The sequence below is a fragment of the Sphingomonas corticis genome (assembly GCF_012035195.1).
GTDB lineage: Bacteria > Pseudomonadota > Alphaproteobacteria > Sphingomonadales > Sphingomonadaceae > Sphingomonas > Sphingomonas corticis.
This window is the reverse complement of record NZ_JAAVJH010000004.1, coordinates 200,934-223,169: the sequence shown is the minus strand read 5'-3', so window position 1 is coordinate 223,169 and position 22,236 is coordinate 200,934. Positions and strand designations below refer to the sequence as shown.

Annotated in this window: 15 protein-coding genes; 10 read left to right on the top strand and 5 right to left on the bottom strand. The window is 70.8% G+C overall.

The window, feature by feature from the left end; genetic code table 11:
• Positions 1-49 precede the first annotated feature (49 nt).
• From HBH26_RS08275 to HBH26_RS08265, 3 genes are read left to right on the top strand one after another with little or no spacing between them, the layout of a single operon-like run.
• On the top strand, positions 50-1,702 hold the full coding sequence (locus HBH26_RS08275; protein WP_168134117.1) for an MFS transporter: 1,653 nt from the start codon (positions 50-52) through the stop codon (positions 1,700-1,702).
• A complete protein-coding gene (locus HBH26_RS08270; RefSeq protein ID WP_168134116.1) occupies positions 1,699-2,844 on the top strand; it encodes an HlyD family secretion protein in 1,146 nt (381 codons plus the stop codon). The genes HBH26_RS08275 and HBH26_RS08270 overlap by 4 nt, the downstream gene beginning before the upstream one ends.
• A complete protein-coding gene (locus HBH26_RS08265) occupies positions 2,841-4,250 on the top strand; it encodes an efflux transporter outer membrane subunit (protein ID WP_168134115.1) in 1,410 nt (469 codons plus the stop codon). Before HBH26_RS08270 ends, HBH26_RS08265 begins: the two co-directional genes overlap by 4 nt.
• A gap of 64 nt (positions 4,251-4,314) precedes the next feature.
• On the opposite strand, the gene HBH26_RS08260 is transcribed toward HBH26_RS08265, so the two are convergent.
• The 4 genes from HBH26_RS08260 to HBH26_RS08245 all read right to left on the bottom strand — a co-directional run bounded on the left by HBH26_RS08260 (position 4,315) and on the right by HBH26_RS08245 (position 9,626).
• Positions 4,315-5,151 carry an SDR family oxidoreductase gene (locus HBH26_RS08260; protein WP_168134114.1) on the bottom strand — a complete coding sequence of 279 codons (837 nt, stop codon included), beginning with the start codon at positions 5,149-5,151 and terminating at the stop codon, positions 4,315-4,317.
• Positions 5,152-5,171: 20 nt separating this feature from the next.
• The gene (locus HBH26_RS08255; RefSeq protein ID WP_168134113.1) at positions 5,172-7,535 is read right to left on the bottom strand and encodes a TonB-dependent receptor; all 2,364 of its coding nucleotides are present in this window, start codon (positions 7,533-7,535) and stop codon (positions 5,172-5,174) included.
• 75 nt (positions 7,536-7,610) lie between these two features.
• On the bottom strand, positions 7,611-8,294 hold the full coding sequence (locus HBH26_RS08250) for a TetR family transcriptional regulator (RefSeq protein ID WP_168134112.1): 684 nt from the start codon (positions 8,292-8,294) through the stop codon (positions 7,611-7,613).
• 45 nt (positions 8,295-8,339) lie between these two features.
• Positions 8,340-9,626 carry a cytochrome P450 gene (locus HBH26_RS08245; RefSeq protein ID WP_168134111.1) on the bottom strand — a complete coding sequence of 429 codons (1,287 nt, stop codon included), beginning with the start codon at positions 9,624-9,626 and terminating at the stop codon, positions 8,340-8,342.
• A 238-nt stretch (positions 9,627-9,864) separates the two neighbouring features.
• Here HBH26_RS08245 and HBH26_RS08240 point away from each other — a divergent pair, with 238 nt between their 5' ends.
• Both HBH26_RS08240 and HBH26_RS08235 read left to right on the top strand, forming a co-directional pair.
• The gene (locus HBH26_RS08240) at positions 9,865-12,795 is read left to right on the top strand and encodes a TonB-dependent receptor (RefSeq protein ID WP_209308428.1); all 2,931 of its coding nucleotides are present in this window, start codon (positions 9,865-9,867) and stop codon (positions 12,793-12,795) included.
• Between the two features lie 24 nt (positions 12,796-12,819).
• On the top strand, positions 12,820-14,355 hold the full coding sequence (locus HBH26_RS08235; RefSeq protein WP_168134110.1) for a tryptophan halogenase family protein: 1,536 nt from the start codon (positions 12,820-12,822) through the stop codon (positions 14,353-14,355).
• Here the strand turns inward: HBH26_RS08235 and HBH26_RS08230 are convergent.
• Positions 14,318-15,313 (bottom strand): cupin-like domain-containing protein, encoded by a 996-nt coding sequence (locus HBH26_RS08230; RefSeq protein ID WP_168134109.1) that lies wholly within the window; start codon positions 15,311-15,313, stop codon positions 14,318-14,320. The two genes, HBH26_RS08235 and HBH26_RS08230, sit on opposite strands and share 38 nt — an antisense overlap.
• Before the next feature lie 41 nt (positions 15,314-15,354).
• Here HBH26_RS08230 and HBH26_RS08225 point away from each other — a divergent pair, with 41 nt between their 5' ends.
• The 5 genes from HBH26_RS08225 to HBH26_RS08205 all read left to right on the top strand — a co-directional run bounded on the left by HBH26_RS08225 (position 15,355) and on the right by HBH26_RS08205 (position 22,235).
• Positions 15,355-16,032, top strand: a complete 678-nt coding sequence (locus HBH26_RS08225; RefSeq protein WP_168134108.1) for a DUF6445 family protein — start codon at positions 15,355-15,357, stop codon at positions 16,030-16,032.
• A 46-nt stretch (positions 16,033-16,078) separates the two neighbouring features.
• A complete protein-coding gene (locus HBH26_RS08220; protein ID WP_168134107.1) occupies positions 16,079-17,122 on the top strand; it encodes a LacI family DNA-binding transcriptional regulator in 1,044 nt (347 codons plus the stop codon).
• Positions 17,123-17,186: 64 nt separating this feature from the next.
• Positions 17,187-19,403 (top strand): beta-glucosidase, encoded by a 2,217-nt coding sequence (locus HBH26_RS08215; RefSeq protein ID WP_168134106.1) that lies wholly within the window; start codon positions 17,187-17,189, stop codon positions 19,401-19,403.
• Positions 19,400-20,782 carry a glycoside hydrolase family 30 protein gene (locus tag HBH26_RS08210; protein ID WP_209308427.1) on the top strand — a complete coding sequence of 461 codons (1,383 nt, stop codon included), beginning with the start codon at positions 19,400-19,402 and terminating at the stop codon, positions 20,780-20,782. Before HBH26_RS08215 ends, HBH26_RS08210 begins: the two co-directional genes overlap by 4 nt.
• A gap of 67 nt (positions 20,783-20,849) precedes the next feature.
• Complete coding sequence (locus tag HBH26_RS08205) at positions 20,850-22,235, top strand: M20/M25/M40 family metallo-hydrolase (RefSeq protein WP_168134105.1); 1,386 nt, start codon at positions 20,850-20,852, stop codon at positions 22,233-22,235.
• The last annotated feature ends 1 nt before the right edge of the window (position 22,236 follow it).

The following is a 22,236-nucleotide window of genomic DNA, read 5'->3' as shown; positions in this document are numbered from 1 at the left end:
GCATGACGCACCTTGGTGACCGACGCGCGTCACGGTCGTAAGGACCCCCATGGCGCTCGTTCGGCGACTCAGAGATTTCCTCGCCGAGGAGCAGTGGGCGTTCGCGCCGCATGAGCTGCCGACGATGCCCGGCTCGCCCGGCTCGCCCGCGCATCCGGGCCACCGGCGCATCGCCTACGCGCTGGTCGCGATCCTCGTCGGACTGACGGGCGGGTTCGGCAACGCGCTGGTCGCCGCCAACACGGCGACGCTGGGCGGCTCATTGGGCCTCGACCCGGCGCAGGTCGCGTGGCTGCCGACCGTCTACGTGATGACGAACGTCAGCATCAACCTGCTGCTCATCAAGTTCCGGCAGCAGTTCGGCCTGCGTCCCTTCGCGATCATCTTCCTCGTCCTCTACGTCGCCTTCACCTTCGCCCACCTGTTCGTGCGCGACTTCGGCTCCGCCATCCTCGTGCGCGCGGCCAGCGGCATGGCCGGCGCCCCGCTCTCCAGCCTGGCGCTCTATTACCTGATGCAAGCCTTTCCGGCGGAGTGGCGGCTGCGTGCGGTGGTGGTGGGCATCGGCATCCCGCAATGCGCGACGCCGCTGGCCCGGCTGTTCTCGCCCGAGCTGCTGGCGATGAGCCAGTGGCGCACGCTCTACCTGTTCGAGCTCGGCCTGGCGACGCTCAGCCTCGCCGCCGTGCTCGCCTTCCGCCTGCCGCCCACGGTGCGGATCCGCGCGTTCGAGAAGCTGGACTTCGTCACCTTTCCGCTGTTCGCCGGGGCGATGGCGCTGTTCGCGGCGGTGCTGGGCCTGGGCCGCATCGTGTGGTGGACGCAGGCGCCGTGGATCGGCTGGGCGCTGCTGGCGGCGATCCCCATGCTGGTGGCCGCGCTGGCGATCGAGCATCGCCGCGCCAATCCGCTGCTCAACACCCGCTGGCTGGCGAGCGCGGACATCGTGCGCTTCGCCATCGTCACGATCATGGCGCGCATCGTCCTGTCCGAACAGACCTATGGCGCGGTCGGGCTGCTGACCGTGCTGGGGCAGACCAACGACCAGCTGATCGTCTTCTTCCTGATCGTCTTCGCCGCCACCGTGGCCGGCGTGGCGCTGAGCGCGATCACGATCGATCCCGCGCGGCTGACCCATCCGATCATGCTCGCCATCGGGCTCGTCGCGATCGCGTCCTTCGTCGATTCGCACGCGACCAGCCTGACGCGCGCGCCGCAATTGTACGTCACGCAGGCGCTGATCGCCTTCTCCGCCGCCTTCTTCCTCGGCCCCGCGCTGCTGTTCGGCATGACGCGCGCGCTAGCGGCGGGAACCGGCCACATCATCAGCTTCATCGCGCTGTTCGGCATCGTCAACTCGATCGGCGGGCTGGGCGGTTCGGCGCTGCTCGGCACCTATCAGGTGGTGCGCGAGAAGGCGAACAGCGCGGCGCTGGTCGAGACGATCGAGCCGACCAATCCGCTGGTGCAGGCGCGGCTGGCGGCGGGATCGGCCGGGGTCGGCCGCGTCGTCGGCGATCCGGCGCTGGCACGCGCGGAAGGCGGCGCGCTGCTGTCGCAGGCCGCCACGCGGGAGGCCAACATCCTCGCCTACAACGACGTCTTCCGGCTGATCGCGCTGCTCAGCGGGTTGACCTTCGCCTATCTCGCCTTCCTTCTGACACGCCGCCGCCTGCGCGAGCGGCGAGAGAGCCGATCATGAGCGACGCGACGTCCCCCGTTTCCGCCACCCCCGCCACGGAGGAGAAGATCGCCGAGGACACGGCGGCCGCGCCCGCCGCGCCGCCCGCCGGGTCCGGCTGGTCGCCGCCGCGGCTGTCGCTGTCGGCGGGGCTGGTCGTCGCGCTGCTGGCGGTGGCGGGCGTCGCCGCGGTGCTGGCGGCGTGGCGCATCTGGCCGTTCACCAGCGCCTATCAGTCGACCGACAACGCCTATGTCCGCGGGCGCGTGACGGTGGTGGCGCCGCAGGTGTCCGGTTACGTCACCGCGGTGGCGGTGCGCGATTTCGAGCCGGTGCGCGCGGGCCAGCCGCTGGTGCAGATCGACCGGCGCACCTACGCCCAGCGCGTCGGCCAGGCGGAGGCTGCGGTGGCGGCGCAGCAGGCGACGCTGGCCAACAGCCGCCAGCAGGCCGCCAGTCGCGCCGCCAGCCTGCAGGCGCAGGACGCGGCGGTGCAGAATGCGCAGGCGCAGCTGATGCGCGCGCGCGCCGACATGAACCGCGTCAACGACCTCGTGTCCGACGGATCCGTCTCGCTGCGCGAGCGCGACCAGACGCTAGCCGCGCTGCGCCAGGCGCAGGCGGGCGTCGCGCAGGCGACCGCGGCGCGGGAGATCGCGCGCCAGGACATCCGCACGGTGGAGGTGGGGCGCGGCGGCCAGCAGGCGGGCGTCTCCGGCGCCCGGGCAGCGCTGCGGCTGGCGCAGATCGACCTTGCCAACACCGTCGTTCGCGCGCCGGAGGCGGGGCGGCTGAGCGAGGTGGGCGTGCGCGTCGGCCAGTATGTGACGGCGGGATCGCAGCTGATGTTCCTCGTCCCCGCGGACGTGTGGATCATCGCCAATTACAAGGAGGCGCAGACCGCGCGCATCGCGGTCGGGCAGCGTGCCAGCTTCACCGTGGACGGGCTGGATAACGCCCGGCTCACCGCGCGGGTGGAGCGCATCTCCCCCGCGGCGGGCAGCGAGTTCGCGGTGCTCAAGTCGGACAACGCGACGGGCAATTTCACCAAGGTGCCGCAGCGCATCGCGGTGCGCCTGCGCATCGACGCGGGGCAGCCGCTCGCTGCCCGGCTGCGCCCCGGCATGTCGGTGCAGGCGCGCGTCGATACGGCTTCGCGATGAGGCGGCTCGCCCCGCTGCTCCTCGCCGCCCCGCCCGCGCTCGCCGGCGCGCTGGCGGGATGCACCTTGCCCGGCCCCCGCGCCGCGGCACCCGCGTCGTCGGCGGTGGTGCCGCCGCCCGCGTGGCGCACCGCATTGCCCGCCGGCGGCCCGGTCCGCGTCGACTGGTGGCGGGCGTTCGGCGATCCCGCGCTGATCGCGCTGATCGAGCGCGCGCTGGCCGGCAACGTCGATCTCCAGATCGCCGCGGCGCGGGTGGAGGAGGCGCGCGCCGCCGAGGCGCTCGCGCGCGCACAGCTGCTGCCGCAGGTCGGCGGCACCGTACCGGAAACGCAGGGACAGACGCTCAGCCCCTTCGGCACGCCCAGCCGCGCGGTCGGCGCGCAGCCCGGGGTGACGGCGAGCTACGACCTGGACCTGTTCGGCCGGCTGCGCCTCGCCGGTGCCGCGGCGCGGGCGCAGCTGCTCGCCAGCGAGGGCGCGCGCGATACTGTCCGCCTGGCCACGGCGGCCAGCGTGGCGACCGGCTACATCACGCTGCGCGCGCTCGACCAGCGGCTGGCGATCGCGCGCGCCACGCTGGCGGCGCGGGCGGACGCGCAGCGGATTGCGCGCCGCCGGTTCGAGAGCGGCTATTCCTCGCGGCTGGAATATCGCCAGGCGCAGGCCGAATACAGCGCCACGGCGCAGCTGGTTCCCGCGGCGCAGCTGGCGATCAGCCGGCTGGAGAATGCGCTGTCGCAGCTGACCGGCGATGCACCCGGCACGATCCCGCGCGGGCTGCCGCTCGACCGGCTGCTGGCGCCGCCGGTGCCCGACGGCCTGCCCGCCGACCTGCTGCGCCGCCGTCCCGACCTGTTCCAGGCCGAGCAGACGCTGGTCGCCGCCGACTGGTCGCTCGACAGCCAGCGGGCGGCGATGCTGCCCAACCTGGCGCTCACCGGATCGGCCGGGCTGGTGCTGTCCACCGCGCTGTCCGATCCGGTCGGCGTCTTCTCGCTGGGCGCCAGCATCCTCGCGCCGATCTTCGACGGCGGGCGGCTGCGCGCGCAGGAGCGGGCGGCGACGGCGCGGCGCGACCAGGCCGCCTTCGCCTATCGCCGCGCCGCGCTTCAGGCATTCAGGGAGGTGGACGATGCGCTGGCGGCGGTGCGCCGCACCGGCGAGCAGGCCGCTGCCCTCGCCGACCAGACCGCCGCCGCCCGCGGCGCGTTGCAGAACGCCTCCAACCGCTATCGCGCGGGCTATTCCGCCTATATCGAGCAGCTGGACGCGCAGCGCAGCCTGCTGAACGCCGAGCTGTCGCTGGTGCAGGCGCGCACCGACGGTCTCGCCAGCCTCGTCGCGCTCTACCAGGCGATGGGCGGCGGCTGGTCGGAGGCCGACGTTCGCACGGTGGCGCGCTAGCCAGGTCGATCTTGGGGTCCCGTTGGGTAAGGCGATGTCGTTACGTTTAGAGCCGGCTGCCGCCCTACAGGATGAAATGATCTCCGGCCGCGCGCACCGTCACCTCGGCGATCGAGACGCCCCACGGCTGGTCGATCGCGTGGATCACGGCATCGGCGATGTGGTCGGGCGCGAGCGACTGATAGTCCATCCGCGCGGCGTCCAGCCGCTCGGGCGGCAGCGACCCATCCGCCATCATCGCCGCCATCTCGCCATAGGCGGCCATGTTGTGGCCCAGGATGCCGACCACCGCCGCGCGGTTGACGATCGACCCGCTCAGTCCGGTGGCGGGCACCCCGGTGGGCTTCACCGTCGTCACCTTGATCCGCCCGCGCGTCTCGATGCGGAAGGATTCGGACAGGAAGTTCACCGCCGCCTTGCTGGCGCCATAAGCCGCGGCGCCGATCACCGGGAAGTTGCCGTAGATCGACGAGATGTTGACGATCTGCCCGCGCCCCGCCGCCATCATCGGATCGTACGCGGCGACCATGCCGTTCAGCACGCCCTTCACGTTGATGTCGATGCAGCGCAGCCACGCCGCGTGCCCCTTCTCGTGGTCGGCGAAGAAGCCGAGCGGCATGATGCCGGCGTTGTTGACCATCACGTCGATGCCGCCGTGCCGGTCGACGCTGGCGCGCACCAGCGCGGCGACCTGATCGGGCCGGGTCACGTCCGCGCCCAGCGCCTGCGCGCGTCCGCCCGCCGCGGCGATCAGGTCCGCCGTGGCCTGCGCCGCCGCCGCGTCGACGTCGCCGCAGGTGACCAGCGCTCCGCGCGCCGCGGCCTTCTGCGACACCAGGCGGCCGAAGCCGCCGCCCCCCCCGGTGACGACGATGGTCTTGCCGGCGAGATGATCGGTCATGCGCGCGCTCCTTCCATCGATCAGAAGTTGTGCCGCACCGACAGGCCGTACTGCCGCGGCGGACCGAGATAGACGTTCTGGTCGCCGGTCTGCAGCGGCGTCAGGAAGTGGCGCGAGTAGATGATCTCGTCGAACAGGTTGGTGGCATAGAGTTCCACCCGCCATCCCGCCGCCGCCTGCACGCCGATGTTGAGGTTCAGCAGCGCATATTCGTCCTGCGTCGCGTTGCTGACCGTGGTGGTGAAGTGTGGGCCGACATACTGCACCTGGACGCGGCCGACGAGCGAGTAATCGTAGTTGAACGGCTTCTCGAGATTGACGCCGGCATTCCCCTGGAACTTGGGCGTCGCGGCGAAGCGGCGGCCGGACAGCGGGGCGCCCAGCAGCGGATCGACGCCGTAGCTCGCCTCCGGCAACCACGTGCCCGAGGCGTTGAGCGTCAGCGCATCGCCGATCCGCAGCGTGCCCTCGCCCTCCACGCCTGTCACCTTCGCGCGCTGGGCGTTGAAGATGGCGAACTGCACGCCCAGGAACTGCGCGACCTGCAGGTTGCGGATGTCGGAGTGGAAGGCGGCGAGGTTCAGGCGCGCGCGCCGGTCGAACAGGTCCAGCTTCGCGCCCACCTCGAAACTGTCGACCGTTTCCGGCGCGAACCGCGGGTCGCGCGGCACGCCGCCGGGCACCTCGGCCGGGTTGTTGGCGCGGCCGCCGGCAGCGTTCTGGTCGATGTTGACGCCGCCCGCCTTGAAGCCGCGGTTGTACGTCGCGTAGAGCATGGCCGTGTCGGCCGGGCGGAACTGCACGCCCGCCGTGCCCGACAGCGCGTTGCGATCGTTCTGCGCATCGTACGCCGGCCCCGGCGCGGCGCCCAGCAGCCGGAACGGCGTGCGCGGCAGCGACGTGAAGAAGGCGTTGCGGAAGCTGCCGTACTTCTCCTCGCGCGTGTAGCGGATGCCGGCGATGACGCTGAAGGCGTCGGACAGCTTCACGTCCCAGTTGATGAAGGCGGCGTAGGACGTGCCACCCGCGCGCATCCGCTCGTCGTCGAACTGGCCGGCGGGCGCCTGCGCGGTCCCGGCGGGCAGGCCGCGCGCGCCGAGCAGGATGTCGAAATAGGGCTGCGCCTGCGTGCCGAAGAACAGTCGCCGGGTCGCGCGGATCGTCTCGTCGGAGAAGAAGCCGCCGAAGACGTAGTTCGCCTTCACCGCGCCCTCGAACTCGCCGGTGAAGGTCAGTTCCTGGCTGAAGAAGTTGCTGCGGAAGGTCTCGTCCAGCGCGAAGATGTCCGCGCCCGAGAAATCGGCGTCCACGCCGATCTGCGAGAAACGGTAGCGGCGCAGCCCGGTGATCGAGGACAGGCGGTTCTCGCCGATGTCCCAGTCGACCAGCAGCGTCGCGCCATAGTCGGAGACGCGCTGATTGCCGTCGCGCGAGAGCACCGCCTCGTAGCGGTCCTTGTCCCGGCTGGGCGGCTGCAGCCCGCGCTGGCGGATCAGTGCGTCGACGATCGCCTGCGTCGGGCCGGCGGCGGGAATGTCCGCGGTGCCGTAGCAGCATCGGCCGTCGGAGCGCGCGAAGTCGCCGATCAGGCGCACGTCGATGTCCTCGCCCGCCGCCAGCCGCAGCTGCACCTTGCCGGCATAGGTCTCGTCGTCGTTATAGTCGCGGCCGCTGTTCGGATCGCGGTAGAACCCGTCGTTGCGGCGGTAGAGGCCGGCCGCGCGGATCGCGACCTTCTCGTTGATCGGCGCGGAGATCGCGGCCTTGGCGATCAGCGTGTCGTAATTGCCGTAATCGACCTGCACGTTGCCGGTCACCCGATCGAACGACGGCGCGACCGAGGTGATGAGCACTGCGCCCGCCGTCGTGTTCTTGCCGAACAGCGTGCCCTGTGGTCCGCGCAGGATCTGCAGCGAATCGACGTCGAGGAAGGTCTGCAACGCCTGTCCCGACCGGGTGCGGTACACGCCGTCGATGAAGACGCCGACCGCACCCTCGAACGAGCGGCTGTTGCCCGACGTGCCGATACCGCGGATCTGGATGGAGCTGGACGACACCGCGTTGTTCGTCACGCGAAAGGTGACCGAGGGGGTGATCGCGGACACGTTGACGATGTTGTCGACCCGCGCCTCCGCCAGCGCCGCGCTGTCCGCGGCGGTGACGGCCACCGGCACGTCCTGCAAATTGGCCTCGCGCCGCTGCGCGGTGACGACGATGTCCTGGATCGTGCCGTCGTCGGCGGGCTGGTCGACGATCGCTCCGCGCGTGCCGCCGTCCTGCGACGCCGTGGCGGCATCGGACGTCGCCGTTTGCGCCATCGCCGTTTGCGAGACGACCATGGCGGCTGCCGAGACCATCAACCCGGCGCATCCCCGTTGCTTCATCCTGCCCCTCCCGATGCCGCACCATTTTTTTGGTTGCGTAGCCAACCTAACACAGGTTGGGTCGGAAGCAAGCGGCTAGGTGGCGGCCTTGGCCGGATCGATCAGCAGGGTGCGAAGGAACACGTCGGCGACATGCGCGGCGTGATCGCGGTGCAGCTCCGCGTCCACGCCGTCGACGCCGTACACGGCGGACGCGATGAAGCGCGAGGAGTGCAGTTCGTCCGCGGCGCCCACCACTGAGAAGTAGAACAGCATCTTGTCCACCGGGCGGAACAGCCCCGCGGCGACGCCCTCGTCGATGATCGCGCCCTGCGCGCTCGTCATCGGCCGGATGAATTCCGCGGCGATCCGCTCCACCCGCTCGGGCGCGGCATCGCGTGTCATCGCCTGAAGCAGCCGGTTGAAATACGGCGTCTTCCAATAGGCGCGGACGATCCCGCGCAGGTGCAGCCGCATCTTGTCGACCGGGTTCCAGTCCGACGCGGCCAGCGCGTCCAGCTGGCCGAGCGCGTCCTTCACGTCGCGCTCCAGCACCGCGAACAGCAACCCTTCCTTGTTGCCGAAATAATAGCCGATCAGTCCGGGCGGCAGGCCGGCGCGCTGGCCGATCTCGACGAAGGAGATGTCGAGCGTGTCCCGCTCGCGCATCAGAGCGGCGGTCGCCTTGATGATCGTCGTCGCCGACGTCGAACCGGCCCCCTCGCGCCGGCCACGGCGGCTGGTGGCGGGCTTTGCCGGAGTGGCAGCGTTTCTCGACATGGCGGCCATTCTCGCGACGGGGCAACGTTGGTCAAGCAACCAAGATCAAGCGTAGCGGATCGGCAGCCGCTTCATGCCGGAAACGAAGCTCGACTGCGTCCACGCCGGCTCGCCGGCCAGTTCGAAGCGATCGAACCGGGCCAGCAACTCCTCGAACAGGATGCGCAGCTCCAGCTTGGCGAGGTGCTGCCCCAGGCACAGGTGCGGGCCGTAGCCGAAGGCCAGGTGCTCGCGCGCGTTGCGGCGATCGACGCGGAAGGCGAACGGATCGTCGAACACCGCCTCGTCGCGATTGGCGGAGGGATAGGCCATCATCAGATGCTCGCCCGCGGCGACCGGCTCGCCTGCCACCTCCGTGTCGGATGCGGCGGTACGGAAGAAGTGCTTCACCGGGCTGGACCAGCGCACGATCTCGTCCACCGCGTTGGGTAGCAGCGCCGGATCGGCGCGCAGCTTCCGCAGCTCCGCGGGATGACGGATCAGTTCCAGCAGGCCGGCGGACGCGGAGGAGCTGGTGGTGTCGTGCCCGGCGGTCGCGATGATGAGGTAATAGGCCATGGCATCGACGCTCGCGATCGGGCCGCCGTCGGGCGCGGCGGCGTTCGCGATCACCGTCGCGACATCGTCGCCCGGTGCGTCGCGGCGCGCCGCGGTCAACGCGTCGCACCAGCGGCTGAACTCCGCGATGGTCTCGAACCGCGCGTTCGGATCGGCCGAGCGGCGGCTGTCGGGATCGTCGGGGCCGAAGATCTCCTGGGTGATCTTCATCAGGAACTTCTCGTCCTCGCGCCCCAGCCCCAGCGTCATCAGGATCACGCGCAGCGGGAACCATAGCGCGACGTCGTGGACGAAGTCGCAGGCGCCGTCGCGCGCCGCCATGTCGTCCACCGCCTCGCGCGCCAGCTCGCGGATGCGATCCTCGAGCGGGCGCAGCTGCTTGGCCGTGAACCAGCGCTGCGTCAGGCTGCGATAATGGTGATGGTCCGGATGATCCATCACGACGAGGTGACGCGCGGTGTAGCGGCGCCCGCCGGTCGCCGCCATCACCCGCTCCTCCATCTCCAGCGGCTGCAGGTTCATGCGCGGGTAGTTGACGAAGGTGCGGTGATCCAGCTCCACCCGCCTGATGTCGGCGTGGCGGCTGACCACGCGGAACGGGCGGAAGCCGGCGGGTTCGCAGCGGTACAGCGGCGCGTCGCGTCGCAGCGTCGTCATAATGGCGTGATAGCGCGCCTCCTGCGCGTAGTTGGCGGAATCGACGATCGCGCGGTCGAACGCGGCCTTGTCCCCCGGCACCGCCCACTCGCCCCCCACGGCCATCGCACTCGCCATGACGCCCTCCCCTCGCTGGTCCCGGCGTGTTCCCGGTGCCGCGAATGGACCACGTTTTCCCGACCCTTTCCAGTTTTTTGTTCGTCCGACCAAATTGGCAGCAACCTGCTGGCGCGGGCGAAGGATCGGAAATCCATTGCGCCCGCGTAAGTTTGTGCTACTCGATTGGAAGCGCTCCCAATTGAGCGTTCAGGGACAAGGCGCCGGCGGAAACCGGCCGTTACGGGGGAGGAAAAACATGGCCGGAAACGAGATGCGCGGGGTCGCGACGCTGTTGTCCGCCTTGATGGCGTCGACCGCGCTGGCGCTGCCCGCGACCGCGCAGGAGGCTGCGGCGCCGGTGCCCGGCTCGCCGGGCAGCGCGACTGAGCAGACGGCCACCCCCTCCACCCCGGTCGCCCAGCGCGAGGACGGCGCGGGCGAGCAGGGCGAGGATCTGGTCGTCACCGGCATCCGCCGCGCCATCGCCGATTCGATCAGTCTGAAGCGCGACGAGACCTCCATCGTCGAGGCGATCTCCGCCGAGGACATCGGCAAGCTGCCCGACGTGTCGATCGCCGAATCGATCGCCCGCCTCCCCGGCCTCGCCGCGCAGCGCGTGGCCGGCCGCGCACAGGTGATCTCGATCCGCGGCCTCGCCCCCGATTTCACGACCACGCTGCTCAACGGCCGCCAGCAGGCGAGTTCGGGCGACAACCGCGCGGTGGAATTCGACCAGTATCCGGCCGAGCTGCTCTCCAGCGTCGTCATCTACAAGACGCCCGACGCGCAGATCGCCGGCATGGGCCTGTCGGGCACCGCGGACCTGCGCACCGTCCGCCCGCTCACCTTCGGCAAGCGCGCCTTCGCGTTCAACGCGCGCGGCGAGAAGACCGAAGGCGGCAAGCTGAACGACGACGTGCGCAATGCGGGCTATCGCGTCAGCGCCAGCTACATCGACCAGTTCGCCGGCGGCACGCTGGGCATCGCGCTCGGCTACGCGCGGATCGACTCGCCGTCGGGCAATCGCCACTACAAGGCCTATGGCTACGAGGCGTTCGGCGACCAGACCGACGCCAACGGCGCGCCGATCAACATCGTGCGTCCCGACAGCGCGGACGGATCGCTGCTCATCAACGGGCAGGAGATTTTCGTCACGTCGCGCTCCAACGTACGCGACGCCTTCATCGGCATCCTCGAATGGCAGCCGAGCGACGTGGTCCACTCCACGCTCGACGTCTATTACTCGAAGTTCAAGCAGAACGAGATCACGCGCGGCGCGCAGTGGTTCTCCAATCCCTTCGCCGACGGACTGACCTTCACCGACGTCGCGACGGAGGATCGCGGCGGCTCCTCGGTCGCGATCTCGGGTACGGCGAACGGGGCGGTGCCGATCATCCGCAACGACAACAACAAGCGGCGGGACGAGCTGTTCTCCGCCGGGCTGAACAACGAATTCGCGCTGGACGACCGGACGAAGTTCTTCGCCGACCTGTCCTATTCGATGAACAACCGGCGCGAGCAGATCATGGAGACCTACGCGGGCTACGGCCTGGGCACCGGCGGGGTGACGCCCGACACCCCTGGCGTCGGCCGCACGCTGGACAACATCGGCTTCACCACGCCCGCCGACGGCTTCCCGACCTATGACGAGGGGTTGAACTACGCCGATGCGGCGCGCGTATCGCTCGGCGATCGCGCACCCTGGGGCGGGTGGGGCCATGACGGCGCCATCCGCTTTCCCGAGGTGGAGGAGAAGGTGTACGCCATGGACCTGCGCCTCAACCATGAGGTGGAGGGCTTCTTCAGCGACTTCGACGCGGGCGTGAACTGGACCCACCGCACGAAGGAGAAGACCGTCGACGACAACGACCTGTTCCTGAAGAACGGGCGGCAGCAGGTGCTGGTCGACGCGGCGTTCATCGAGCGGTCGCCGGACCTCGGCTTCTCCGGCTTCGGCCCGACGCTGGCGTTCGATCCGTCCAAGCTGCTCGACCGCTATTACGACATCACGCCGATCCGCGACGCCAATTACTACGACAAGAACTGGCAGATCACCGAGGACGTCATCACCTGGCACGTGAAGGCGGGGATCGACTGGTGGCGGCTGCGCGGCAACGTCGGCGTGCAGGTGGTCAACCAGACGCAGCGCTCGACCGGCGTCGTCATCAACGGGCTGGAGCCCGGCCAGCCGATCGTGCCGCAGCGCATCCGCGACGGTGCCGACTATACCGACGTGCTGCCCAGCCTGAACCTGATCCTCGACATGGGCGGCGGGCACCGGCTGCGCTTCGCCGCGTCGAAGACGATGGCGCGCCCGCGCATGGACGACCTGCGCGCGAACGTGTCGCCCGGGTTCAACTCCCTGGTCTGCTCCGGCCAGACCTGTTCTCCGGGCACGGTCGTGAACCCGTGGTCGGCGTCGGGCGGCAACGCGAAGCTGAAGCCGTGGCGCGCCAACGCGCTGGACGCCAGCTACGAATGGTACGTCAACCCGACGACCTACGTGGCGATCGCGGGCTTCTACAAGGACATCAAGACGTACATCTACCAGCAGTCGGGCACGTTCGATTTCAGCGGCATCCCGCTGCCGACCACCGCGTCGGCGATCCCGCCCGGCGTCGTCATCAGCAACATCGGACAGATCACGCTGCCCGCCAACGGCAACGGCGGCACGGTGAAGGGGCTGGAGTTCAGCGGCGCGTTCAACTTCGGCACCGTCACCTCGTTCCTCGACGGGCTGGGCGTGCAGGGCAGCCTGTCGCTGACCGAATCGAACCTGAACCCCACGTCCAATCCCGATCCGACGCAGGCGGTCCGCATCCCCGGCCTGTCCGGCACGGTCTACAACGTCACCGGCTATTACGAGCGCGACGGCTTCCAGGCGCGCATCAGCCAGCGCTACCGCTCCGGCTTCAAGGGCGAGGTGGTGCAGCTGTTCGCGACCCGCGGATTCACGGAGATCCTGGCGGACAAGCAGGTGGACGCGCAGCTCGGCTACACCTTCCAGTCGGGCGCGCTCGAGGGGCTGGGCGTGCTGTTCCAGGTGAACAACCTCACCAACTCGCCCTATCGCACCCGCCTCGGCCTCGACGGCGGTGGCACGCAGACGTCGGATGGGGGCGCGCTGCTCGAGACCTACGAGAAGTACGGGCGACAGTTCCTGCTCGGCGTCAACTACCGCTTCTGATCGCCGCGGCGTAGGGTGCGCGGGATGGGCGAGCTTCGACGCATCCTGATCGCGGGCGGGGGGTCGGCCGGCTGGATGACGGCCGCCCTCCTGTCGAAGCTGTTCAAGGGTCGCTACGCGATCACGCTGGTCGAATCGGACGAGATCGGCACCGTCGGCGTCGGCGAGGCGACCATCCCGGCGATCAAGAAGTTCAACGAGCTTCTCGGCCTCGATGAAGACGAGTTCCTGCGCCGCACGCAGGGCAGCTTCAAGCTGGGCATCCAGTTCAACGACTGGTCGCGGATCGGCAGCAGCTACGTCCACGGCTTCGGCGTCATCGGGCGCGACCTGGAATGGCTGCGGTGCCACCATTACTGGCTGGCTGCGCATCGCGAGGGGCGGGTCGGGCCGCTCGACCTTTTCTCGATCAACACGCTCGCCGCGCCGGCCAACCGCTTCATGCGCCCGCGCGCCGACATGCCGGACAGTCCGATCGGGCAGATCGCCTACGCCTTCCACTTCGACGCCGGCCTCTACGCCGCCTATCTCGCCGAACAGGCGCGCGCGCGCGGGGTGGAACGGCGTGAGGGGCGGATCGTCCACGTCGCGCAGGATGCGGGGTCGGGCTTCATCCGCTCGGTCACGCTGGACGACGGCGGGGTGCTGGAAGCGGACCTGTTCGTCGACTGCTCGGGCTTCCGCGGGCTGCTGATCGAACAGGCGCTGCACGCGGGCTACGAGGAATGGTCGCACTGGCTGCCGTGCGACCGCGCCGTCGCGGTGCCGAGCGCGCGCTCGGCCGATTTCACGCCCTACACCCGCTCCACCGCGCGGCCCGCGGGATGGCAGTGGCGCATCCCGCTGCAGCACCGCACCGGCAACGGCCACGTCTATGCCAGCCGCTGGATGGAGGCGGACACGGCGGAGGCGATGCTGCTCGCCCATCTCGACGCGCCGGTGGCGGGCGAGCCCCGGCACCTGCGCTTCGTGCCGGGGCGGCGGCGCGCGGCCTGGGTGAAGAATTGCGTCGCGATCGGCCTGTCCGGCGGGTTCCTGGAACCGCTGGAATCGACCGGGCTTCACCTGATCCAGTCGGCGATCCTGCGGCTGGTGCGCCTGATGCCGGATGCGCGCTTCGATCCCGCCAACATCGCCGAGTTCAACCGGCAGAGCGACTTCGAGTACGAGCGCATCCGCGACTTCATCATCCTCCACTACAAGGCGACGGAGCGCGGCGACACGCCGTTCTGGCGCCACGTGCGCGACATGGACGTGCCGGATACGCTCGCGCACAAGATGGCGCTGTTCGCCGCCAACGGTCGCGTTTTCAGAGAGGACGACGAGCTGTTCGCGGAGGAGAGCTGGATCCAGGTGATGATCGGTCAGGGCCTGCTGCCGGCCGCGCCCGATCCCCTGGTCGCGGTGACGCCGCGCACGGAGGTCGACCGCTACCTCGCCGATACCGAGCAGGTGATCGCCAAATGCGTGGCGCTGATGCCCTCCCACGAGGCGTTCGTCGCGAAGACCTGCGCCGCGCCCGCTATGCCGGCTTCGCCCCCCGTTGCAGCGCGGCGATGAGGCCGTGACGCATCCGCGCGATATCCTCGGGCGAGCCCGCCGCCAGGATGCCGCGCGCGTCGGCAGGCAGGTGTTCGCCCGGGTCGCCGTCGGCGAGGAAGACGTAATGGTCGAACATCGCCCGCCACGCGCGGCGCTGGTCGGCGGGCAGGTGCCGCAGCGTCATCATGCCGTGCATCAGCGCATCCCACGGCGAGCCCAGGTCGCGCCGCGCCGGATCCCACCAATAGTTCACCAGCATGTTGACGCGGTCCAGCGCCTCGACATGGTGATACCAGCCATAGGGAATGTAGATCGCGTCGCCCGGCGCCAGCTCCGCCTGCCGCGCCCGCTCCAGCGCGCGGGAGAAGCGCGGATAGCGCGCGAGGTCGGGCGCGGTCAGGTGCACCATGCTGACGGGCGTCCCCGCCGGCGTGACGTGGAACGGCCCCATGTAGAGGTCGCCGACCGCCTCGGGCGGGAACAGCGTGAAGCGGCGATGGCCCGCCGCGACGCAGGCCAGGTTCTCCAGGGGATCGCTGTGCGTCGCCACCACCGCCGCCGTGCCGATCCACGCGCGCGGTGCGACGGTTGCGGGCAGCACCGGCATCGCGTGCGCCGCGGCGAAGCCGGGCAGCGCCTCGCGCATGTCCAGGCCCTGCACCGCCAGCGTGTCCGCACCGCCGCGTTCCAGTTCGGCGAGGAAGGCGCGCAGCGTGGCGGGCGCTCTCAGGAAGTTGGGGCCGCGAAGGTCGGGGTCATAGTGAAGCCGGCCTTCGGCCCCCGGCGCGGCGCGCACGACCGGCACGGGCACCTCACCCGCCAGCGTGGCAAGGTAGCCGCAGACGCCTTCCCCGCGCCCCGCCGCCACGACCGGCCAGTCGGCGACCAGCCCGCGCAGCACGGCCGGTTCCGCCGCGGCACGAATCCGCGCGAAGCCGGCCGCGTCGGTGCCGCCATGTTCGGGAAGCGCTTCCATCGCGTGTGGCTCGGCAATCGCCGCGCGGCTGTCAACCCGGCGTGACGGCGCCGCGCATCCATGTCGAGCGCGTGGGATGCGAGCGCGTGCCCGTGGTGATCGTCGACGACTTTGCTCCCGATGGCGAGGCGCTGGTGCGCGAGGGCGTGGCGGCGACGCTCGGGCCGCCCGGCAGCCACTATCCCGGCGTGCGCGCGCCGGTGGGGCCCGGCTATCGCGACGCGGTCGCGCCGCTGCTCGCCGCGGCGGCGAAGCGCGTCTTCGGCTTCGCCGACCGGCTGGCGATCGACCGGATGCTCTTCTCCCTGACCGTCACGCCGCCCGCCGCGCTGTCGCTGGCGCAGCGGCTGCCGCACGTCGACGACGTCGCGCCGGGAAAGCTGGCGGTGGTGCATTATCTCGCACGGCAGGACTGGGGCGGCACGCGCTTCTTCCGCCATCGCACCACCGGGTTCGAAACCGTCGACGCGCACCGCCATCGCGCGTACCTCGACGCGCTCGCCGCGGACCTGCGCACCCACGGAGAACCGCCTGCGGGCTACATCGCCGGTGCGACCCCGCTGTTCGAGCCGGTCGGCGAGGTGCCCGCGCGCTTCAACCGCGCGGTGATCTATCCCAGCGCGCTGCTCCATTGCGCCGCGATCGACAACGCCCGCCCGCTGCCGGCCGACGCGGCGACCGGGCGGCTGACGATCGCCAGCTTCCTGTCCGCCTCGTGAGCGCGCCCGCTTGCCGCCACGCGATCCACCCGGCACAGGGCGCGGCATGACGGCGCGCAAGCCCACCATCGACGATGTCGCGCGCCTCTCCGGCGTGGCGCGCGCCACCGTGTCGCGCGTGCTGAACGACGGACCGAACGTCAGCGACCGGATGCGCGCGCGCGTGGCGGAGGCGGTGGAGGCACTGGGCTATCAGGTGAACCTCCAGGCGCGCTTCCTGGCCGGCGGCGCCAACCGCACCGTGCTGCTGATCTGCGCGTCGGACACGGAGAACGAGCCCAATTCCTACTACCAGTCCGCGCTGGAGATCGGCGCGCTGCGCGTCAGCGCGCAGACCGGGTTCGAGCTGGTCACGCACACGCTGGCGCAGGGCGGCGGCGACGTGGTGCGCCGCATCCTCCACCTGGTCGACGACAGCCGCTGCTGCGGCGTCATCCTGACGCCGCCTTTCTCCGACTGGACCGACCTGTCGTCCGCGCTGGTGGAGCGCGACGCCACGACGGTCCGCATCTCGCCCGGCGATCCCGCCTCGGCGGGTGCGGCGGTGGGCATGGACGACGAGGCGGCGGGCTACGCGCTCGCCCGCCACCTGCTCGACCGCGGGCATCGCCGCTTCGGCTTCATCCAGGGGCTGGCGGAGCATCTGTCGGCGGAGCAGCGCTTCCGTGGCACGCGCCGCGCGCTGGACGAGGCGGGGCTGGACGCCGACGCGCTGCTGGCGGTGCGCGGCAATTTCACCTTTCGCGCGGGCGTCGAGCTGCTGCCGGGGCTGATCGCCGGCGCGAACCCGCCGACCGCGGTGGTGTGCGCCAACGACGACACCGCGGTGGGCGCGCTGTTCGCCGCGCATCGCGACGGGCTGGACGTGCCGCGCGACCTGTCGATCGCCAGCTTCGACGACACGCCCGTGTCCGCGCTCGTCTGGCCGCCGCTCACCACCGTGCACCAGCCGATCCAGGAGATGGCGAGCCGCGCAATGCGCATCATCGCCGCCGCGCGCACCGGCAAGGCCGCGGGTACGCTGCCCGCGCACGAATACCTCCCCTTCTCCATCGTCGAACGGCACTCGGTAGGCGCGCCGTCCCGTTGACAGGACCGGCCGCTCGGTCCATCCGATTGGAAGCGCTTCCAAATCAGCGCGACGGGAGGATCGAATGAAGGCGAAGACGCGGGCGGTGCTGATGACGCTGGTGCTGCCGGCCGCCGTGCAGGTGCAGGCACAGGACGCCGAGACGCGCGCCGCGGCCCTGGCCGAGCGGATGACGCGCGAGGAGCAGCTGCGCTACATCCACGGCTACTTCCCGCCGATGAGCAAGGACCGGCCTGCGGACATGATCCCGTCCGCCGGCTACGTCCCCGGCGTGCCGCGCCTGGGCATCCCGACGCTGCGGGAGAGCGACGCGAGCCTGGGAGTCGCCAACCAGATCGAGCAGCGCAAGGGCGACGTCGCCACCGCGCTTCCCGCCAGCCTGTCGCTCGCCGCCAGCTTCGATCCCGACCTCGCCTACCGCAGCGGCGCGATGATCGGGGCGGAGGCGCGGGCGAAGACCTTCAACGTGCTGCTGGCGGGCGGCGTCAACCTGACGCGCGATCCCTGGGGCGGGCGGACGTTCGAATATCTCGGCGAGGATCCCCTGCTGTCCGGCATCATGGCGGGCGAATCGATCCGCGGCGTGCAGTCGAACAACATCATCTCGACGGTGAAGCACTTCGTCCTCAATCCGCAGGAGACGCTGCGCACGACGATGGACGCGCGCATCGGCGAGGCGGACCTGCGCGAGAGCGACCTGCTCGCCTTCCAGGTCGCGATCGAGCGCGGGAAACCGGGATCGGTGATGTGCGCCTACAACAAGCTGGACGGCGACTGGGCGTGCGAGAACGACTTCCTGCTGAACCGCGTGCTGAAGCAGGACTGGGCGTACAAGGGCTTCGTGATGAGCGACTGGGGCGCGGTGCATTCGACGGTCAAGGCCGTCAACGCCGGGCTCGACCAGCAGTCCGGCCGCGAGCTGGACAAGGCGATGTTCTTCGGCAAGCCGCTGGCCGACGCGGTCACGACGGGGGCGGTCAGCGCCGCGCGGCTGGCCGACATGAACCGCCGCATCCTCTACGGCGTCGTCTCCACCGGGCTGATCGACCGTCCGGTGCCGACCAGCGCGCAGCCGATCGACTATGCCGCCCACGCCCGCGTGGCGCAGGAGGCGGCGGAGAAGGGCAGCGTGCTGCTGAAGAACGAGGGCGGCGTGCTGCCGCTGGCGCGGACGGCCAAGCGCATCGTCCTGATCGGCGCGCACGCCGACGTCGGCGTCCTGTCCGGCGGCGGATCGAGCCAGGTGCGCTCGGTCGGCGGCGCGCCGGTGGAGATCCCGCTGAAGGAAGGCGCGGCGGCCTCGTTCGCGCGGGTCACCTGGCACGCCTCCTCCCCGCTCACCGCGATCCGCGCGATGGCGCCGCAGGCACGCGTCACCTACGTCGACGGGCGCGACCCGGCCGCCGCGGCGAAGGCGGCGCGCGAGGCGGACCTCGCCATCGTCTTCGCCTGGCAGTGGCGTACCGAGGCGCAGGACATCGAGACGCTGGCGCTGCCCGACGCGCAGGACGCGACGATCGACGCGGTGGCGGCCGCCAACCGCCGCACCGTGGTGGTGCTGGAAACGGGCGGCCCGGTGCTGATGCCGTGGCTGGCGAAGGTTCCCGCGGTGCTGCAGGCGTGGTATCCCGGCCAGCGCGGCGGCGAGGCGATCGCCAATCTGCTGTTCGGCGCGACGAACCCGTCGGGCCGCCTGCCGATGACCTTTCCCGCGGACGAGAAGCAGGCACCGCGCGCCGTCATCCCCGGCCTCGCCGCGATGAAGGCGGCGGATGCGGCACGCGCCGGCGGCGGCACCTACGGCATGGTCGAGCGCGACCTGTCACCGGTCGTGCCCTATGCGGAGGGGGCGGCGGTCGGCTATCGCTGGTTCCTGCGCGACGGCGTGAAGCCGCTGTTCCCGTTCGGCCATGGCCTGTCCTACACCAGCTTCCGCTACGGCGGTCTGCGCGTGGAGGGCGGCAAGCAGCTGCGCGTCAGCTTCGACGTGACGAACACGGGGCGTCTTGCCGGCGCGGACACGCCGCAGGTCTACGCGCTCGCCGGGCGCCGGGCCGCGCCGACGCAGCGGTTGGTCGGGTTCGAGCGGGTGACGCTGGCACCCGGCGAGACGCGCCGCGTGACGGTGACGGTCGATCCGCGCTTCATCGCCGATTACGAGCCCGCCGCGCGGCGCTGGCGCGTGGCGGCGGGGCGCTATCCGGTGACGGTCGGGCGCTTCGCCGGGGACGCGAGCCTGTCCGGCACCGCCACGCTCGTCGCCGCGACGGTGCGGCCGTGAGGCGCATCGCCGCGCTGCTGCTCGCCGCGCTGGCGACAACCGCCGCGGCGCCCGCGCCGCGCAGCTGGCAGACCACCGGCGACGGCAAGCAGCGGCTTCGCCCCGCCCCGGTCGCGCGCGTGCCCGCGGGTACCGCGGCCACGATCACCGTCGATCCGGGGCGTCGCTACCAGACGATGGTCGGCTTCGGTGCGTCGATCACCGATGCCTCGGCGATCCTGATCCGGCGCCTGCCCCCCGCCCGCCGCGACGCGCTGATCGCCGAGCTGTTCGGCCGCGCGAACGGCGGTCTCGGTCTCGATTTCACCCGGCTGACGATCGGCGCGTCCGACTTCTCGCCCACGCATTACAGCTTCGACGACATGCCCGCCGGCCAGCGCGACGACGCGCTGTCGCGCTTCTCTATCGCGCCCAACCGGGCGGACGTGCTGCCCACCGTGCAGGCGGCGCTGCGCGTCAATCCGCGGCTGCTGGTGATGGCCAGCCCGTGGAGCCCGCCGGGCTGGATGAAGACGGGCGACGCGATGATCGGCGGCACGCTGCGCGACGACGCCTACGACGCCTACGCCCGCTACTTCGTGCGCTATCTTCAGGCGTATAGCGCGGAAGGCGTGCCGATACGCTACGTCACGATACAGAACGAGCCCGACTTCTCGCCCGACAGCTACCCCGGCATGAAATGGGCGCCCGCGGGGCGCGCGCGCTTCGTCGGCCGGCACCTCGGACCCGCGCTGGTGCAGGCGGGATTGCCGACGCGGGTGCTGGAATGGGACCACAATTGGGACCAGCCGCAGCAGCCCGAGGCGGTGCTCGCCGACGCGGCCGCCTCCGCGTACGTGGAGGGGGTCGCCTGGCATTGCTACGGGGGTGAGGTGACAGCGCAGTCCCGCGTGCGAGAGCGCCATCCGGCGAAGAACGTGTACTTCACCGAATGTTCCGGTGGCGGGTGGCGGCCGGGGTGGAAGACCGGATTCGGCGACATGGTGCGCGGCCTGATGATCGGCGCGACGAGGCATTGGGCGCGCGGCGTGCTGCTGTGGAACCTGGCGCTCGACCCGTCGGGCGGACCGCACAAGGGCGGCTGCGGCAATTGCCGCGGCGTGGTGACGATCGATCCGGCGAAGGGGACGGTGGCACGCGAACTGGAATATTACGCGCTGGGCCATCTCAGCCGCTTCGTGCGGCCCGGCGCGACGCGGATCGAGGCGACCTCCCCCGCCGCGCTGCCCGCCGTCGCCTTCCGCAACGCGGACGGGGGCAAGGTGCTGCTCGTCTACAACGACGGCGCGCGCGACGCGACGGTGACGGTGGGCGAGAAGGCGGCGCGCTTCCGCTTCGTCCTGCCGCCCGCCGGCGCGCGCACGGTCGTGTGGCGTTAGCGCGCGCGGCTTGCGTTCGCCGCCACGTCTCCTAGTCTCGCCATCACACCGCCGCGAGACCGCCGCCATGCCAGCCACCAGAGCCTCCGTTCTCCTCTTCCTCGCCGCGCTCGCCACCCCGGCGCAGGCACAGGGCGATCGGGCGGCGGAGGCGCAGGCGCTCGACATGGCGAAGCGCGCCATCGCCTTCCGCAGCGTTGCGGGGCCGGGCAACCAGATGCCGCAGCTGGCCGATTACGTCCGCTCCGTCCTCGTCGCGGGCGGCATCCCCGCGGCGGACATCGCGGTGACGCCGATGGACGACACCGCCTATCTCGTGGCGCGCTGGCGCGGCAGCGATCCGAAGGCCAAGCCGCTCGTCATCTCCGGCCACCTCGACGTGGTGGAGGCGCGACCCTCCGACTGGCAGCGCGACCCCTTCACCCCGGTGGTGGAGAACGGCTATCTCTACGGCCGCGGCGCGACCGACATGAAGCTGGACGCCGCCATCGCGACCGCCGCGCTGCTGAAGATGAAGCGCGACGGCTATCGCCCGCGGCGTGACATCGTGCTCGCCTTCTCCGGCGACGAGGAGACGCGCATGAAGACCAGCGCGGCCATCGCGGAGCAGCTGAAGAACGCCGAGCTGGTGCTCAACATCGATGGCGGCGGCGGGCGCTATGCCGAGGACGGGAAGCCGCAGTTCTTCACCTGGAACGGCGCGGAGAAGACCTATGCCGACTTCGAGCTGGCCGTCACCAACCCCGGCGGCCACAGTTCCGCGCCGCGTCCCGACAACGCCATCGTGCAGCTGTCGCGCGCGGTGGAGCGGATCGGCGCCTACCGCTTCACGCCCCAGGTGTCCGACCTGACGCGCACCTTCTTCACCGAGGCGGCGAAGCAGCAGACCGGCGAGCTCGCCGCGGCGATGCGCGCCTTCGCCGCCGATCCGAAGGACGAACAGGCGGTCGCGGTCCTCGCCGCCAATCCCGCCTATGTCGGGCAGATCGGCACCACCTGCGTGCCGACGATGGTGTCGGGCGGGCACGCGCTCAACGCGCTGCCGCAGCGCGCGACCGCCAACGTCAACTGCCGCATCTTCCCCGGCGTGAAGCCCGCGGCGGTGATGGCGGAGCTGAAGCGGGTGGGGAACGAGCCCGCCGTGGCGTTCCGGGACGTGACCGAGGGATCGGTGCCCAACGACGCGTCGCCGATGCGTCGCGACTTCGTCGCCGCGGTGACGAGGGCGCTCGCGAAGACGCGTCCCGGCGTGCCGGTCTTTCCCAGCATGTCGGCGGGCGCGAGCGACAGCATGTGGTTCCGGTATCATAACGTGCCCAGCTACGGCGCCAGCCCGACCTTCATCAAGGAGGCGGACGACTTTAGCCACGGCCTGAACGAGCGCACCCCGGTCGACAACATCGCGCCCGGCATCGCCTATTACACGTCGCTGTTCACCGACCTGTCCAGATAGC